The sequence below is a fragment of the Prosthecomicrobium pneumaticum genome, from assembly GCF_014199915.1.
In the GTDB taxonomy this organism is placed as follows: domain Bacteria; phylum Pseudomonadota; class Alphaproteobacteria; order Rhizobiales; family Kaistiaceae; genus Prosthecomicrobium; species Prosthecomicrobium pneumaticum.
The window spans coordinates 201,027-215,582 of sequence record NZ_JACHOO010000005.1 but is presented as its reverse complement, the minus strand read 5'-3'; the positions used below and the strand labels follow the sequence as shown (position 1 = coordinate 215,582).

The following is a 14,556-nucleotide window of genomic DNA, read 5'->3' as shown; positions in this document are numbered from 1 at the left end:
GTTCCCCTACTCCCATTGCCGGCCTCGCGCAAGCCGGAAGCGGCAGGATCGTATACAGACCTTCGTCCGGTGTCCGCAGTTTACGTAAACGTCATGTCTCGGCGATGAAGGCGCGGTGCGACCGGGCGAGATAGTCTTCGGAGCGCATCTCGACGAGCCGCGAGGCGGTCCGCGCGAACTCGAAAGCCTCGGTTCCGGCCTCGGCGCGATAGAGCCCGTCGGGCTCCGCAGCGGCCGAGCAGACCAGCTTGACGTGGCCGTCATAGAGCGCGTCGATGAGCGTGATGAAGCGCTTCGCCTCGTTCCGCTTCGCCTCGTCCATCACCGGGATGCGGTCGATCACGACCGTGTGGAAGGCGTGCGCGACGGCGAGATAGTCGCCGGGCCCGAGCGGCCGGGCGCAGAGCTCCTCGAAGCGGAAGCGGGCGACGCCCTTCTCCGCCTGGGGCACCGTGACCTCGCGGCCCTGCACGGCGAGCGTCGTCGGATTGCCGCGCGACACGCCGGTGAGCCGGGTCCAGGCGGCGTCCATCGCCGCGTCGGCGGCGGCCCCGAGCGGCGTCACATAGACCGGCGCGGTCGACAGCTTCTCGAGCCGGAAATCGGTCCGCGCGGCGAGCCGCACCACCTCGACATGCGCCTTGAGCAGCGCCACGAAGGGCAGGAAATGGCCGCGATTGATGCCGTCGCGATAGAGATCGTCGGGCGCGACATTGGACGTCGCGACGACCACGACGCCGCGCTCGAACAGCCGGGTGAACAGCCGGCCGAGGATCATCGCGTCGGCGATATCGGTGACGGCGAACTCGTCGAAGCAGAGCAGCCGTGTCTCGTCGGCGATCGCGTCGGCGACCGGCACGATCGGATCGTCGCCCTTGCGGGTGCCGTCCTGGATCGCCTGCCGCATCCGGTGGACGCGGGCATGGGTGTCGGCCATGAAGTCGTGAAAATGCGCCCGCCGCCGCTCGGCGATCGGGGCGAGACCGAAGAACAGGTCCATCAGCATGGTCTTGCCGCGGCCGACATCGCCATGGATGTAGAGGCCGCGCACCGGTTCCGCCGCCTTGCGGCCGAACATCCAGCCGAGCGCGCTGCCCTTGCGGGCGAGCCGGCTCTCGGCGAGGCGGGCGGCGAGGGCGTCGAGCCGCGCGACGAGGGCGCGCTGGGCGGGGTCGTCCTCGATCTCGCCGCGCGCGACGAGGCCGCGATAGGCGTCGGCGACGCCCCCGGCCGAACTCGGGCGTGCGTTCATCGCCGTGTCGTCGTCCTCGAAGGTCCGCCCGACCGCGATCAGCGGAAGAAGGTGATCGGCTGGCCGCCCTGTTCGGTCTGGCCGTCGAAGCGGTTGCCGCCGGCGCTGTGCAGCCGCGCCACCGGCGTGCCGCCCTCGCCCGACAGGACCACCTGGTTGCCGGCGAGGCTCCAGGCGGAGATCGATTTGAGCACGCCGTCCTGGCAGCCCCGGGTCGAAGCGCGATAGCCACCGGTCCAGCTCGTCAGCGTCATGAACAGCTGGCAGCTCTGGCCCGAGGAGGAGACCGTCCAGCCGCCGAGCAGGTCGGTGCGGCCGATCTCGGCGCCCGAGGGCGTCGCCGGCGCCGCAGCGGCGGCGGGCGGCAGGGCGGCGACATCGGGTGTTGCGGATGTCGTGCCGTCGAGCGGCGGCGGGGCGAGCGGATCGGCACTCGCCTGGGCGCCCGGAGGCGGCGGCAGGGGCGCCGCCTCGACCGGAGCGCTCTGCGTCGGGGCCATCGTGTCGGACTGCGCCTGGACGGGCCGCTTCGGCCGCTCATTGTCGAAGGAGCCGAGGCCGATGGCGCCGATCGAGCCGCATCCGGACAGGGCGAGCGCGAGGACGACGGGCGCGTGACGGCCGAGGCGCATGGAGGTCTCCTTGATCCGGACAGGCCCGAACCTCGGGATATCCCGGAAATCGAGCCGCTTTGAGGCAGGTGAAACCTTAACGGTTCCGGCCATACGGCATCTTCCCGCCGCCGACAAGCGGGAAAGCCGGCTCATTCCGGCCGGCGACGCGGCGCCCGACGGGCCGCCGCGCCGGGACGGACAGAACACCTCCGTAGAAGTGCGGAGGCAAGGGAGGCTGCGGAGGCAAGGCGGGCTGAGCGAAACGCCGCATGGTGCGCCGCCGCGGGCCGCCCCCGGTGTGGAGGCGTCCGCGCGGCGATCGCCGGCCCCTTCAGGCGCGCCCGCCGACCTCGAGCGCAAGCCCGAGCTCGGCCGCCTTCTGGCGCACCGCGGCGACCGGGCGCTGCAGGTTCTGGCTGATCAGCTCGGCCGGTACTTTCGCCACGGCCAGTTCGCGCAGCCGGTCGATCGCCTCGATCGTCCAGGGCCGCTCTGCGATGATGGTGTCCGTCATGATCGTTCCTCCAGTCGTCGAGCCCCCGCTCGCCGATTGAGGAAAGTCAACGGACGTCCTGATTGTCGGGTTCCATCTGATCGGCCTGAATCCAGCGCCGAAAGAAGTCGTCGGTCGAGCGCACGGCGTCTGCCAAGGGTCGCGGCGCTCCGCCGGACCATCGCTCGCGCCCACGCTCGAAAGCTCCATCAATGAAGCGCGCGATGGCCGTTGGCACCGGTCCGGTGCCAAGTTCGCGGGTCACGGCCTTGCGCGCCACAAGTTCCTCCGCTTCATCTCGGATGAGGACAGCCGACCCGGTCTCTCTGAGCAGCGTCGGAAAATGCATGGGCGCGACGGCGACACCGGGTCTTTCCGAGAGCCAGCACAGCGCGACGGCCGGCCGGAGGGCGTAGAAGACCCGCTTCAGCGGCATTGTCCCGTCTTTGCTTGGTCGCCAGATCGATTCGCCGAGGTGGAGATAGTGGCGAGCGGTCGCAGCCTGCGTGACGACCGATCGGGCGAGCTCCAGGGCCTCGGCACGAAAGCCGGGCTGGCCGCCATAGACGAAGGGTGCCATCAGCCACTCCACGGCGACAGCATTGCCTTTCAGCAGCAGCTTGAGAAATTTCGCGAGGTCCCATCCGTTGACGTCGAGCACCGCATCGAGCGGGGTCTCGATGACATCGCGCAGCGGATCGAGGCGCAGATAGTCCTTGAGCTCGCGTCGGTAGATGAAGCGGCAGTCGTAATCGCTATCGGGGGACGGAAACCCCCAGGCGCGACTGCCGCTTTCTATGGCGAGCAGGATGTCGACATTCTCCGCGTTCTCGATCCCGGCGAGCCGCTGATCGATACGCGCGACGACAGCAGGATCGAAAGAGGCATTGAGGGTCCGCATCGAACTCGCCCTCCACAGGGTCTCAGACGCGGCGCTCGACCATCATCTTCTTGATCTCGGCGATCGCCTTCGCCGGATTGAGACCCTTCGGGCAGGTCTGGGCGCAGTTCATGATGGTGTGGCAGCGATAGAGCCGGAACGGGTCCTCGAGATCGTCGAGCCGCTCGCCGGTCGCCTCGTCGCGGCTGTCGATCAGCCAGCGATAGGCCTGCAGCAGCACCGCCGGGCCGAGATAGCGGTCGCCGTTCCACCAATAGCTCGGGCAGGAGGTCGAGCAGCAGGCGCAGAGGATGCACTCATAGAGCCCGTCGAGCTTCTCGCGGTCGGCATGGCTCTGCCGCCACTCCTTCTCCGGCTCGGGCGTCGTCGTCTTCAGCCAGGGCTCGATCGAGCGGTGCTGCGCGTAGAAATTGGTGAGGTCGGGCACGAGGTCTTTGATCACCGGCATGTGCGGCAGCGGATAGATCTTCACCGGCCCGTCGACATCCTCGATGCCCTTCGTGCAGGCGAGCGTGTTCGAGCCGTCGATGTTCATCGCACAGGAGCCGCAAATGCCCTCGCGGCAGGAGCGGCGGAAGGTCAGCGTCGGATCGACCTCGTTCTTGATCTTGATGAGGGCGTCGAGCACCATCGGTCCGCAATCGTCCAGATCGACGAAATAGCTGTCGACGTGCGGATTGGCGCCGTCGTCCGGATTCCAGCGATAGATGCGGAATTCGCGCACATTGTTGGCGCCGGCCGGCCGCGCCCAGCTCTTGCCTTCGGTGATCGTCGAGTTCTTGGGGAGGGTCAGCTGGACCATGGTCATTCACCCTTTGCCGTCGCGGCGGCTAGTCCCCTCACGGGACCGAGGCCTGCGGCCACGCATTTTTCGCGGAACCGGTCGTCCGCAGTGACGAGCGTCGCGCCTTCCGACTGCGCCAACGCGAGGTAGAGGCAGTCATAGACTGCATGTCGAAGGTCGAAGGAGAGTCGCGCGGCACGGCCGAGGAGAGGCGTCACCGGCGGAAGGCGGTCGAACGACGCCGCGGCGGCATCGATGCCGAGCATGGCCTGTTCCTCGCCGATCTCCCCCCGTACCACCTTTCGGGCCAGCACGCTGGCGATCTCGACCAACGCGAAATCGGGCGCGATCAGGACTTCCTCGGAGGCGAGGAGGGCGAGCGCCTCGCTATGCCCCGGCTCGTCCACGAACCATTTCACCGCGACCGAGGCATCGACCACGCAGTTCACCGCCCGCGGTCCTCCCCGAGGAGCGTGACGGCGTCGGTCTGCACGACGCCGGACGGCGTCATAGCGGCGATGCGCACCGCCCGGGGGCCACGATTGATCCGGCGGAGCGCCTGTTCGAGGGCGGCGTGCAGCTCTTTCTCGACCAAGGCACGACTATCGGCCGGGAGCCGGTCGACCTCCTCGACCAACGCCTCGCTGACCCCCTCGATGGTCACGCTTCCCACCGCTCGCCTCCTCTTTGAAACGCTCAGTAAACCCGCGCCTTCGGCTCGATGTATTCGATGTCGTTCGACATGGTGTAGGTGTGCACCGGCCGGTCGTCGAGCCGCACCGACTTGGTGGCGTCGTCGACGAAGGCGAGGCTGTGCTTCATCCAGTTGACGTCGTCGCGGTCCGGAAAATCCTCGCGGGCATGGGCGCCGCGCGATTCCGTGCGGTTGAGCGCGGAATCCATGGTCGCGACCGCCTGCAGGATCAGGTTGTCGAACTCGAGCGTCTCGATCAGGTCGGAGTTCCACACGAGCGAGCGGTCGGTGACGCGCACATCGTCCGCGCCGCGCCACACTTCGTGGATCTTCGAATGCCCTTCTTCGAGCACCTCGCCGGTGCGGAACACGGCGCAGTTCGACTGCATCACCCGCTGCATCTCGCCGCGCAGCTTCGCCGTCGGCGAGCCGCCCGCGGCGTGCCGCAGCCGGTCGAGCCGGGCGATCGCGTCCTCGCCGGCGGTCTTCGCCAGCTCGCGCTGGTTCGCGCCCGCTTCCGTCGTCTCGGCGCAGCGCAGCGCCGCGGCGCGGCCGAACACGACGAGGTCGGTCAGCGAGTTTGAGCCGAGCCGGTTGGCGCCGTGCACCGAGACGCAGGCCGCCTCGCCGACCGCCATCAGGCCCGGCACCACCTTGTCGGGATCGCCGCCGGCCTTGGTCAGCACCTCGCCGTGATAGTTCGTCGGGATGCCGCCCATATTGTAATGGACGGTCGGCAGAACCGGGATCGGCTGCTTCGTCACGTCGACGCCGGCGAAGATCTTGGCGCTCTCCGAAATGCCGGGCAGCCGCTCGTGCAGCAGCGCCGGGTCGAGATGGTCGAGGTGGAGGAAGATGTGGTCCTTCGCCTTGCCGACGCCGCGGCCCTCGCGGATTTCCATCGTCATGGCGCGCGAGACGACGTCGCGCGAGGCGAGGTCCTTCGCCGAGGGCGCATAGCGCTCCATGAAGCGCTCACCCTCGGAATTGGTGAGGTAGCCGCCCTCGCCGCGGGCGCCCTCGGTGATCAGGCAGCCGGCGCCATAGATGCCGGTCGGATGGAACTGCACGAATTCCATGTCCTGCAGCGGCAGTCCGGCGCGCAGCACCATGCCGCCGCCGTCCCCCGTGCAGGTGTGCGCCGAGGTCGCCGAGAAATAGGCGCGGCCATAGCCGCCGGTGGCGAGAATCGTCTTCTGCGCCCGGAAGCGATGCAGCGTGCCGTCTTCCATCGAGAGGGCGACGATGCCGCGGCAGGCGCCGTCCTCCATGATCAGGTCGATCGCGAAATACTCGATGAAGAACTCGCAGGCATAGCGCAGCGACTGGCCATAGAGCGTGTGCAGGATGGCGTGGCCGGTGCGGTCGGCGGCGGCGCAGGTGCGCTGCGCCCGGCCCTTGCCGTAATTCGTCGTCATGCCGCCGAACGGACGCTGGTAGATCTTGCCTTCCTCGGTGCGCGAGAAGGGCACGCCGAAATGCTCGAGCTCGTAGACCGCGGCCGGCGCGTTGCGCACCAGATATTCGATCGCATCCTGGTCGCCGAGCCAGTCCGACCCCTTGACGGTGTCGTACATGTGAAAGCGCCAGTCGTCCTCGCCCATATTGCCGAGCGCCGCGGAGATGCCGCCCTGCGCCGCGACGGTGTGCGAGCGGGTCGGGAACACCTTGGAGACGCAGGCGGTCTTCAGGCCGGCCTGGGCGGTGCCGAGCGCGGCGCGCAGACCCGATCCGCCGGCGCCGACGACCACGACGTCGAAGGTGTGGTCGGTGAAGGAATAGGCGCGGCCATTGATGCCGGGGGCGCCGGCGCTGGTCTCTGCGGCCATGTCAGACTCCGAAGGAAATCTTCAGCAGCGCGAACAGCGTCGACGCGCCGACGAGAACGGCGAAGAAGGTGTTGGCGACGACGGCGAGCACCTTCGGCCCGCCATGCACGTAATCCTCGATGATCTCCTTCATGCCGATCCGCATATGGATCACGCCGGAGACGATGAGAATGCCGATCGGCAGTGCGACGAGCGGATGGCGGAGCGCGGCGATCACCTCGGCGTGCGGCCGGCCGGCGAGCGCGATCACGATGCCGAGGGTGATGACCACGAACACGGCGTTGAACACGCCGGTCAGGCGCTGCAGCCAGAAGGTATCGGTGCCGGATTTCGCCGAGCCGAGGCCACGGACGCGGCCGAGCGCGGTCTTCATCGAGGGTTGATGCGCCATCGCGGTCACCGGAAGAGGAGCACGGCGGCCCACAGAAGGACCGTCAGGACGATCGAGCCGAGAAGGTTCAGCCGGGCGAGATTGTCGCGCGCCGGCTTCGAGAAGCCCGCGCCGACATCCCAGACGAAATGGCGCAGTCCGCCGAGCAGGTGGTGGATCAGCACCCAGCTGTAACCGAACAGGACGAGGAGCCCGAACCACGACCCGTAGATCGCATTGACGATCTCGAAGGCGCGCGGCCCGCTCGCCGCGGCGATCAGCCAGGCGGCGAGCAGCAGCGTTCCGAAATAGAGCGCGCCGCCGGTGAAGCGGTGCAGGATCGACATCAGCATGGTCACCGGCCAGCGGTAAACCTGGAGATGCGGCGACAGCGGTCGGCTCGCCTTCGCCCCGGCATCGGCCATGAGGACTCCCCTGATTCTTACGTAAACGTCAACTGCGTCAGAACTTTAGACCGGTTCTAGCGGTATCGGCGGGCGCGGTCAAAACCGTCTTTCGACAAAAGCGACCGCGCGCCGCCCAACCGCCTCCATAAACGGACGTTCCGGCGGTTCGGATTTGTCTTTATCCCCCTTCGGCCACCTTGTCGCGGCGAGAAAGGATCGCCCCCCGTAGTTCTGACGAGGAGACGCGGCGGGGCGGATGCCTTGTGGCCGAGCCGGCCGTTGCCGCGCCGCCGTGCCTGCGCTGCCGCTACCGGGGCGAACATGCCCCGCTTCGCCCCGCCGCACGATTATGGATGCCGGCACGGAGGCCGGCATGACGGGTGGAGGGGGCTGGTCGGCGGGCGAGAGGAGGCGCGGGCGGAGGCGGCTCGGCACGCTCGACAGCGAAAAGGTCATTGCCCCGAAAGCACCCGTCACCCCGGCCTCCGTGCCGGGGTCCATACGCGTGCCGCCCGCCCGAGCCGCACCGCCAACCCGCACCCCGTCATCCCGGGCGAGGCGCAGCCGGGACCCGGGACCCGTCGAGCCGCGCAAGTCTCGGAGAGCGCGAGGGAGATGCGGCCCGATGGGGCGCGGCTGTCGCCGGGTCACGGGGGGAGGACCGTCCCGGAACACCGAGCCGCACGATTATGGATGCCGGCACGGAGGCCGGCATGACGGGTGGAGGGGGCTGGTCGGCGGGCGAGAGGAGGCGCGGGCGGAGGCGGCTCGGCACGCTCGACATGGGAGAGCCGGCAGTCCCCGAGCGGCCGCACTGCCGGGGTGGCGGGCCTCAGGGACCGGATGGGCGCCAGTTGACCCCGAAGAGCAGACGATGCGTGTCGAGATCGAGGCGCCCGTCGTAACTCCCGCCGGTCGAGGTCCCGTCGATCGAGATCGCCTCGAAATCGGTGAAGCGGTATTCCGCCTTCACCGAGAGATTGGGCAGCACGATCGCCTCGATCCCGCCGCCAATGGTCCAGCCGTCGAGGCCGGCATCGCCGCGGCCGCTCGTCGCGCCGTCGAAGCGGGTGCGCCAGTCGACATCGGCATAGCCATAGCCGCCGAGAACGTAGACGAGCGCGCGGGGGTCGACGAGGAGGCCCGCACGCGCGACGAGGTCGAAGCCCCAGTTCTGCTCCGCGGACTGGGTGAGCGGGGTGTCGGGCGACGGAACGGCGGAGAGCGCCGATCCGTCGGCGTCGATCTGCGCGCCATAGGCGTCGGCGAGCACGCCGAGCACCAGGCCGGAGCGGAAGGCGACATCGCCGCCGAGCGACACGCCCGAGATCGCGCCGTCGCCAGAGGCGTCGATGCCGAGCGGCGCACCCGCGATCGCGCCGCTCGTGCCGACGAGCGAAGCCGCGGCATCGGACCAGCCATAGCCGCCGAAACCGCCGATCGAGACGCCGGTCCAGTCCGGCAGGAAGCCGCCTTCGGCCGCAGCCGGCTCCGGCACCCCGATCACGATCTCGGCCGCCGCGGCCGACTGCGAAACCATGCCGAGCGCCACAGCGGCGACGAGCAGACGATTCATGACGTGAGGCCCCCTCAACATGACGAATCCTACCCGTTCTTTCCGCGTACGTCAGTTGTATTCGTTCCATTTTGGAGCGAAAAATGCGCGCTATGCGGGAGGTGCTCGGCCCCCCCTTGCTGGCGCGCCCGTGCGCGCCTAGCCTTCGCCGGCCCGCGCCGCCTCTCGAGGCCCCTCGCGCGATCGAACGCCATTCCGAGGATTCCCATGCCCCGTCAGCTCGTTTCGACCGGCTCGCCCTTCGAGCGCGTCGCCGGTTATTCCCGCGCCGTGGTCGACGGGCCGTGGTGCTTCGTTTCGGGCACAACCGGCTATGACTATGCCAAAATGGAAATGCCCGAGGATGTCGCGGCGCAGACCCGCAATGCGCTGGCGACGATCGAGAAGGCGCTCGCGGAGGCCGGCTTCGCCCTCGCCGACGTCGTGCGCGTCCATTATTACGTCACCGAGGCCGCCCATGCCGACATCGTCTTCCCGATCGTCGGCACCGCCTTCGGCGAGATCCGGCCGGCCGCGACGATGCTCGTCTGCGGCATGATCAAGCCCGAGATGAAGATCGAGATCGAAGTCACCGCGCTGAAGCGGCAGTGAAGCGCGGCCTCAGAAGATCAGATATATATCTTTTCGACTATTCACCCCAATACGACGGAGAACCTCTATCTTTTGATCGACAGAAACCAATTCGTAAGGCGCGGGGACTTTTTCTTTAACGCTATCCACATAATCGAGCTTTTCTGCTTCAGATAAGGAATTCCAAGATGGAAGCTTGGCATATCCTTCTGGAGTAAGAGCAATGACCGCTATACCGATTTGGTACTTCTCCGCATATGCATAAAGTTCGACGTCCTCGTCCGCTAAATCCTCGGCGTCACTGGAAAATATGTAATATACCCTATTAGAGAATCTCTTGTGCGAAACGGCCTCAAATATATAGTGTCGCCAGTTGTCCTTTGAAATTTTAACTTCGCAACTGACAATATCAATATCAAAGAACCCTAGATCATCTATTACTCTAACGCCAAATACGTCGGGGTTACCCCATTTTCCTCCGGCCTTTTTATTGTAGATATCGTCTTTAGAACAATTTATTCCTTTCTTTGTTTTGAGCCACGCTGCTACAACAGGATAGAGATCGCGCTCCTTTTGCTTCGGAGGCTCAACCTCGGCCTCTTCGGTTTCCTGCTCTAAGGTCCGCAAATCCTGATCTGCTTGCTCCGTCGAGACGAGATAGTAGCCCTTCCACGGACCTCCGCTCCGGATACGAGAATTTCCCTTTTTGCTTGAATCCAATATCGTCCAATAGATGTGGGAGTCGGAGGGCTCGGGTCCGATCGAGGCTCGGATCGCCGGAATAAGTTCCTTCAACCTCATCCCGTTGCCAAGGGTGGCACCGTGCGCCTCCAGAATGCGTGTGGCTACGTCTATGATATCAGCTGTCCTATCCACTTGAGCCCCCATCGAGAAATGTCGTAATCGACCCAGCGCAATCTGTTCCGGCACGCTCGCGTATCCAATCACGCGACAACTTATAAGCGAAGTGAAAAATGGCGACGCACAAGCTCCTTCTGCTGCCCGGTGACGGCATCGGCCCGGAAATCATGACCGAGGTGAAGAAGGTCATCGGCTGGATCGAGAAGCGCGGCGTCGCCGCCTTTACGATCGAGGAGGATCTGGTCGGCGGCTGCGCCTATGACGCGCACGGCCGGGCGATTTCGGAAGGCGCGATGAAGAAGGCGCTCGCCGCCGATGCGGTGATCTTCGGCGCCGTCGGCGGGCCGAAATGGGACGGCGTGCCCTATGATGTGCGCCCCGAGGCCGGCCTGCTGCGGCTGCGCAAGGATCTCGGCCTGTTCGCCAATCTGCGGCCGGCGATCTGCTATCCGGCGCTCGCCGACTCCTCCTCGCTGAAGCGCGAGGTCGTCGAGGGGCTCGACATCCTGATCGTGCGCGAGCTCACCGGCGGCGTCTATTTCGGCGAGCCGAAGGAGATCGTGACGCTCGAGAACGGCGAGAAGCGCGCCGTCGACACCCAGCTCTACACCACATCGGAGATCGAACGGATCGCCCGCGTCGCTTTCGACCTCGCCCGCACCCGCGGCAACAAGGTCGCCTCGGCCGAGAAGCGCAACGTCATGAAGTCCGGCGTGCTGTGGAACCAGGTGGTGACCCGCATCGGGCGCGAGGATTATCCCGACGTGGCGCTCGAGCACGTGCTCGCCGACAATTGCGCCATGCAGCTCGTCCGCTGGCCGAAGCAGTTCGACGTGGTGGTCTGCGACAATCTCTTCGGCGACATCCTCTCCGATGTCGCGGCGATGCTGACCGGCTCGCTCGGCATGCTGCCCTCCGCCTCGCTCGGCGCGCCCGATCCCGCGACCGGCCAGCGTCGCGCGCTCTATGAACCGGTGCACGGCACGGCGCCCGACATCGCCGGCAAGGGTGTCGCCAATCCGATCGCGATGATCGCCTCGTTCGGCATGGCGCTGCGCTATTCCTTCGGCCTCGGCGGGGAGGCGGACCTTCTCGACCGGGCGATCGCCGCCGTTCTCGACGAGGGCCTGCGCACCCCCGACATCTATACCGAGGGCACGGTGAAGGTCGGCACGGTGGCGATGGGCGACGCGATCCTCGCCGCGCTCGACCGTCTGGCGGCCTGACCACGGTCGCGCGGCGTCCGCCGGCGGTTCAGCCGCCGGCGAAGGTATCGAACAGCAGCTTGATATTGAGCGCGACGAGCACGGCGGCGACCGCCCAGGCGGCGATCGCAACCGGCTTCGAGACGACGAAGCCGCCCATTTTCGACCGGTCGGTGACGAAGCGGACCAGCGGGATCACCGCGAAGGGCAGCTGCATCGACAGGACGACCTGGCTGAGCACGAGCAGCTTCGCCGTGCCGCTCTCGCCATAGAGCCAGGCGACCACCACGACGGGGATGATGGCGAGGCCGCGGGTGATCAGCCGGCGGGCGACCGGCGGCAGCCGCAGGCGCAGAAAGCCCTCCATCACGATCTGGCCGGCGAGCGTCGCGGTGATGGTCGAATTGATGCCGGAGGCGAGCAGGGCGATGCCGAACAGCGTCGAGGCGATGCCGAGCCCGATGAGCGGCGAGAGCAGCAGATAGGCCTGTTCGATCTCCTCGACATCGGTCCGGCCGGCGGCATGGAAGGTCGCCGCGGCGACGATCAGGATGGCGGCATTGACGAAGAGCGCGAGCATCAGCGCGATCGTGCTGTCGATCGTCGCGAAGCGGATCGCGGCGCGGCGGCCCTCGTCGTTGCGCTCATAGGCGCGGGTCTGCACGATCGAGGAGTGCAGGTAGAGATTGTGCGGCATCACCGTCGCGCCGATGATGCCCATGGCGATGTAGAGCATGTCGGGATTGGTGAGGATCTCGGGCGAGGGCACGAAGCCGGCGAGGATCGCCGCCACCGGCGGGGCCGCGGCGACGATCTGCACCCCGAAGCAGACCGCGATCACGGTCAGCAGCGCGATCACGAAGGCCTCCAGATAGCGGAAGCCGCGATGGATCAGCAGCAGGAGCAGGAAGGCGTCGAGCGCGGTGATCAGGACGCCGGCGAGGAGCGGGATGCCGAACAGCAGGTTGAGCGCGATCGCCGTGCCGATCACTTCGGCGAGGTCGCAGGCGATGATGGCGAGTTCGCAGGCGACATAGAGCGCCAGATTGACCGCCGGGCCGTAATGGGCACGGCAGGCCTGGGCGAGGTCGCGGCCGGTGGCGATACCGAGCCGGGCGGCGAGCGCCTGCAGGAGGATCGCCATCAGATTCGAGACGAGAATGACGGCGAGCAGCGTGTAGCCGAATTTCGAGCCGCCGGCGATGTCGGTCGCCCAGTTGCCGGGATCCATATAGCCGACCGAGATCATGTAGCCGGGGCCGACAAAGGCGAGCATCCGGCGCAGCCACGAGCCGTGCCGCGGCACGGCGATGGTGGCGTTCGCCTCGGGCAGGCTCGGCCGCCCCTCCGGCAGCCGCCAGCCGGCGCCGGTCGCCTCCGCCCGTTCCTTTTCGGTTCCGTCGAGGAGGCGCATCGGGAGTACCGCCGCATTGTCCGCCCGATGAGCAGGCATCGGACCGGAGGCCGCATCTGATAATGCGAATTATTCGCAATCTAGGCCGGCGGCTCGCCGAGTCAAGCCCGCTGCGCGTGCGGCGGGACGATCGGATGCGGGCTCCGATTGACATTGCGGCCGCTTTTCGCCAGAGAAGCGGGGCTTTCGTTCGGGCCGCCGGGACATGACCGCGCATCTCTTCGCCGTTTCGCTTCTGATCGACCTCGTGGCGCGTGCCGCGGGGACGACGGCGCGTCGCGTCGACACGACGCCGAAAGCCAAAACCACGACCGCCTGACCGCGCCTCCCTGCCCCGAATCCTCCCGCGGCACGGGGGATCGGAACCCCCCGCCCGAGCGGCGCGGGCGGATCGCGGGAGGACAGAAGGAGCGGAGCTTTTCCAATGGGTTACAAGATCGCCGTTGTGGGCGCCACGGGCAATGTGGGGCGCGAGATGCTCGCCATCCTCGACGAGCGCGGCTTCCCCGCGGACGAGGTGGTGGCGCTCGCCTCGCGCCGCAGCCAGGGCACGGAAGTGTCGTTCGGCGACCGGACGCTGAAGGTGAAGGCGCTCGAGAGCTATGATTTTTCCGATACCGACATCTGCCTGATGTCGGCCGGCGGCACGGTATCGAAGGAATGGTCGCCGAAGATCGGCGCCGCCGGCGCGGTGGTGATCGATAATTCGTCGGCCTGGCGCTATGATTCCGACGTGCCGCTGATCGTGCCGGAAGTGAACGCCGACGCGATCAAGGGCTTCTCCCGCCGCAACATCATCGCCAATCCGAACTGCTCGACCGCCCAGCTCGTCGTCGCGCTGAAGCCGCTGCACGATGTTGCGACGATCAGGCGCGTCGTCGTCGCCACCTATCAGTCGGTGTCGGGCGCCGGCAAGGACGGCATGGACGAGTTGTTCAACCAGACCCGCGCGGTCTTCGTCAACGATCCGGTCGAGAGCCACAAGTTCACCAAGCGGATCGCCTTCAACGTCATCCCCCATATCGACGTCTTCATGGAGGACGGTTCGACGAAGGAGGAGTGGAAGGTGATGGCGGAGACGAAGAAGATCCTCGATCCGAAGATCAAGGTCGCCTGCACGGCGGTGCGCGTGCCGGTCTTCGTGTCGCATTCGGAAGCGGTCAACATCGAATTCGAGAAGCCGATCACGGCGGACGAGGCGCGCGAGATTCTCCGCGAGGCGCCGGGCTGTCTCGTCGTCGACAAGCGCGAGGACGGCGGCTACGTGACGCCCTATGAGGCGACCGGCGAGGACGCCACCTACATCTCGCGCATCCGCGAGGACGCGACCGTCGAGAACGGCCTCGCCATGTGGGTGGTGTCGGACAATCTGCGCAAGGGCGCGGCGCTCAACGCGGTGCAGATCGCCGAAGTGCTCGTCAACCGCAAGCTGATCCAGCCGCGCAAGCAGGCCGCATAGGCCCGGCGCTCCTCCTCGGCGCAGCCCCCGGCCGGCCTTGGCGTCGCAGGGAGCGCAAGCGACCGAGACCCGTAGGCCGGAAGGGTGAGGGTGGCTCTTCTCGCCTGCCGAAGGAAGGCCCTCACCC

The 14,556-nt window shown here is 67.0% G+C and carries 16 protein-coding genes; 3 read left to right on the top strand and 13 right to left on the bottom strand.

Annotated features, from left to right (window positions below):
- Positions 1-91: 91 nt before the first annotated feature.
- The 11 genes from zapE to GGQ63_RS13185 form a co-directional block, all read right to left on the bottom strand.
- Complete coding sequence (gene zapE, locus GGQ63_RS13235) at positions 92-1,252, bottom strand: cell division protein ZapE (protein ID WP_183856597.1); 1,161 nt, start codon at positions 1,250-1,252, stop codon at positions 92-94.
- A 38-nt stretch (positions 1,253-1,290) separates the two neighbouring features.
- Positions 1,291-1,884 carry a protease inhibitor Inh/omp19 family protein gene (locus tag GGQ63_RS13230; RefSeq protein ID WP_210308501.1) on the bottom strand — a complete coding sequence of 198 codons (594 nt, stop codon included), beginning with the start codon at positions 1,882-1,884 and terminating at the stop codon, positions 1,291-1,293.
- Positions 1,885-2,197: 313 nt separating this feature from the next.
- Complete coding sequence (locus GGQ63_RS13225; protein WP_183856595.1) at positions 2,198-2,380, bottom strand: hypothetical protein; 183 nt, start codon at positions 2,378-2,380, stop codon at positions 2,198-2,200.
- 46 nt (positions 2,381-2,426) lie between these two features.
- Entirely contained in the window at positions 2,427-3,260 is an 834-nt protein-coding gene (locus GGQ63_RS13220; RefSeq protein WP_183856593.1) for a nucleotidyltransferase domain-containing protein, read from the bottom strand.
- Between the two features lie 22 nt (positions 3,261-3,282).
- The gene (locus tag GGQ63_RS13215; protein ID WP_183856960.1) at positions 3,283-4,062 is read right to left on the bottom strand and encodes a succinate dehydrogenase iron-sulfur subunit; all 780 of its coding nucleotides are present in this window, start codon (positions 4,060-4,062) and stop codon (positions 3,283-3,285) included.
- Positions 4,063-4,064: 2 nt separating this feature from the next.
- Complete coding sequence (locus tag GGQ63_RS13210; protein WP_183856591.1) at positions 4,065-4,493, bottom strand: PIN domain-containing protein; 429 nt, start codon at positions 4,491-4,493, stop codon at positions 4,065-4,067.
- Positions 4,490-4,717, bottom strand: a complete 228-nt coding sequence (locus GGQ63_RS13205; RefSeq protein ID WP_183856589.1) for a hypothetical protein — start codon at positions 4,715-4,717, stop codon at positions 4,490-4,492. Before GGQ63_RS13205 ends, GGQ63_RS13210 begins: the two co-directional genes overlap by 4 nt.
- A gap of 23 nt (positions 4,718-4,740) precedes the next feature.
- Complete coding sequence (gene sdhA / locus GGQ63_RS13200; RefSeq protein WP_183856586.1) at positions 4,741-6,567, bottom strand: succinate dehydrogenase flavoprotein subunit; 1,827 nt, start codon at positions 6,565-6,567, stop codon at positions 4,741-4,743.
- Position 6,568: 1 nt separating this feature from the next.
- Positions 6,569-6,958 carry a succinate dehydrogenase, hydrophobic membrane anchor protein gene (gene sdhD / locus GGQ63_RS13195; protein WP_246429775.1) on the bottom strand — a complete coding sequence of 130 codons (390 nt, stop codon included), beginning with the start codon at positions 6,956-6,958 and terminating at the stop codon, positions 6,569-6,571.
- A gap of 5 nt (positions 6,959-6,963) precedes the next feature.
- Positions 6,964-7,362, bottom strand: coding sequence for a succinate dehydrogenase, cytochrome b556 subunit (sdhC, locus tag GGQ63_RS13190; protein ID WP_183856584.1), 399 nt, complete (start codon positions 7,360-7,362; stop codon positions 6,964-6,966).
- A gap of 814 nt (positions 7,363-8,176) precedes the next feature.
- Complete coding sequence (locus GGQ63_RS13185) at positions 8,177-8,920, bottom strand: outer membrane protein (protein ID WP_183856582.1); 744 nt, start codon at positions 8,918-8,920, stop codon at positions 8,177-8,179.
- A gap of 207 nt (positions 8,921-9,127) precedes the next feature.
- Here GGQ63_RS13185 and GGQ63_RS13180 point away from each other — a divergent pair, with 207 nt between their 5' ends.
- Positions 9,128-9,511, top strand: coding sequence for a RidA family protein (locus GGQ63_RS13180; RefSeq protein WP_183856580.1), 384 nt, complete (start codon positions 9,128-9,130; stop codon positions 9,509-9,511).
- 9 nt (positions 9,512-9,520) lie between these two features.
- Here GGQ63_RS13180 and GGQ63_RS13175 read toward each other — a convergent pair whose 3' ends face one another.
- Positions 9,521-10,420: a hypothetical protein gene (locus GGQ63_RS13175; RefSeq protein ID WP_183856578.1), complete on the bottom strand. Its 900-nt coding sequence runs from the start codon at positions 10,418-10,420 to the stop codon at positions 9,521-9,523.
- 44 nt (positions 10,421-10,464) lie between these two features.
- Here GGQ63_RS13175 and leuB point away from each other — a divergent pair, with 44 nt between their 5' ends.
- On the top strand, positions 10,465-11,577 hold the full coding sequence (gene leuB, locus GGQ63_RS13170; protein ID WP_183856576.1) for a 3-isopropylmalate dehydrogenase: 1,113 nt from the start codon (positions 10,465-10,467) through the stop codon (positions 11,575-11,577).
- A gap of 28 nt (positions 11,578-11,605) precedes the next feature.
- Here the strand turns inward: leuB and GGQ63_RS13165 are convergent, their stop codons facing one another.
- Positions 11,606-12,970 (bottom strand): Nramp family divalent metal transporter, encoded by a 1,365-nt coding sequence (locus GGQ63_RS13165; protein WP_183856574.1) that lies wholly within the window; start codon positions 12,968-12,970, stop codon positions 11,606-11,608.
- 424 nt (positions 12,971-13,394) lie between these two features.
- Between GGQ63_RS13165 and GGQ63_RS13160 the strand changes: the two genes are divergently transcribed.
- The gene (locus GGQ63_RS13160; RefSeq protein WP_183856572.1) at positions 13,395-14,429 is read left to right on the top strand and encodes an aspartate-semialdehyde dehydrogenase; all 1,035 of its coding nucleotides are present in this window, start codon (positions 13,395-13,397) and stop codon (positions 14,427-14,429) included.
- Positions 14,430-14,556 lie beyond the last annotated feature (127 nt).

Coding starts and splice junctions, on each gene's coding strand:
- GGQ63_RS13185 (WP_183856582.1), bottom strand. CDS start 8,920: ATGAATCGTCTGCTCGTCGCCGCTGTGGCGCTCGGCATGGTTTCGCAG.
- GGQ63_RS13180 (WP_183856580.1), top strand. CDS start 9,128: ATGCCCCGTCAGCTCGTTTCGACCGGCTCGCCCTTCGAGCGCGTCGCC.
- sdhA (WP_183856586.1), bottom strand. CDS start 6,567: ATGGCCGCAGAGACCAGCGCCGGCGCCCCCGGCATCAATGGCCGCGCC.
- sdhC (WP_183856584.1), bottom strand. CDS start 7,362: ATGGCCGATGCCGGGGCGAAGGCGAGCCGACCGCTGTCGCCGCATCTC.
- GGQ63_RS13225 (WP_183856595.1), bottom strand. CDS start 2,380: ATGACGGACACCATCATCGCAGAGCGGCCCTGGACGATCGAGGCGATC.
- GGQ63_RS13160 (WP_183856572.1), top strand. CDS start 13,395: ATGGGTTACAAGATCGCCGTTGTGGGCGCCACGGGCAATGTGGGGCGC.
- leuB (WP_183856576.1), top strand. CDS start 10,465: ATGGCGACGCACAAGCTCCTTCTGCTGCCCGGTGACGGCATCGGCCCG.
- GGQ63_RS13230 (WP_210308501.1), bottom strand. CDS start 1,884: ATGCGCCTCGGCCGTCACGCGCCCGTCGTCCTCGCGCTCGCCCTGTCC.
- GGQ63_RS13220 (WP_183856593.1), bottom strand. CDS start 3,260: ATGCGGACCCTCAATGCCTCTTTCGATCCTGCTGTCGTCGCGCGTATC.
- zapE (WP_183856597.1), bottom strand. CDS start 1,252: ATGAACGCACGCCCGAGTTCGGCCGGGGGCGTCGCCGACGCCTATCGC.
- GGQ63_RS13215 (WP_183856960.1), bottom strand. CDS start 4,062: ATGGTCCAGCTGACCCTCCCCAAGAACTCGACGATCACCGAAGGCAAG.
- GGQ63_RS13165 (WP_183856574.1), bottom strand. CDS start 12,970: ATGCGCCTCCTCGACGGAACCGAAAAGGAACGGGCGGAGGCGACCGGC.
- sdhD (WP_246429775.1), bottom strand. CDS start 6,958: ATGGCGCATCAACCCTCGATGAAGACCGCGCTCGGCCGCGTCCGTGGC.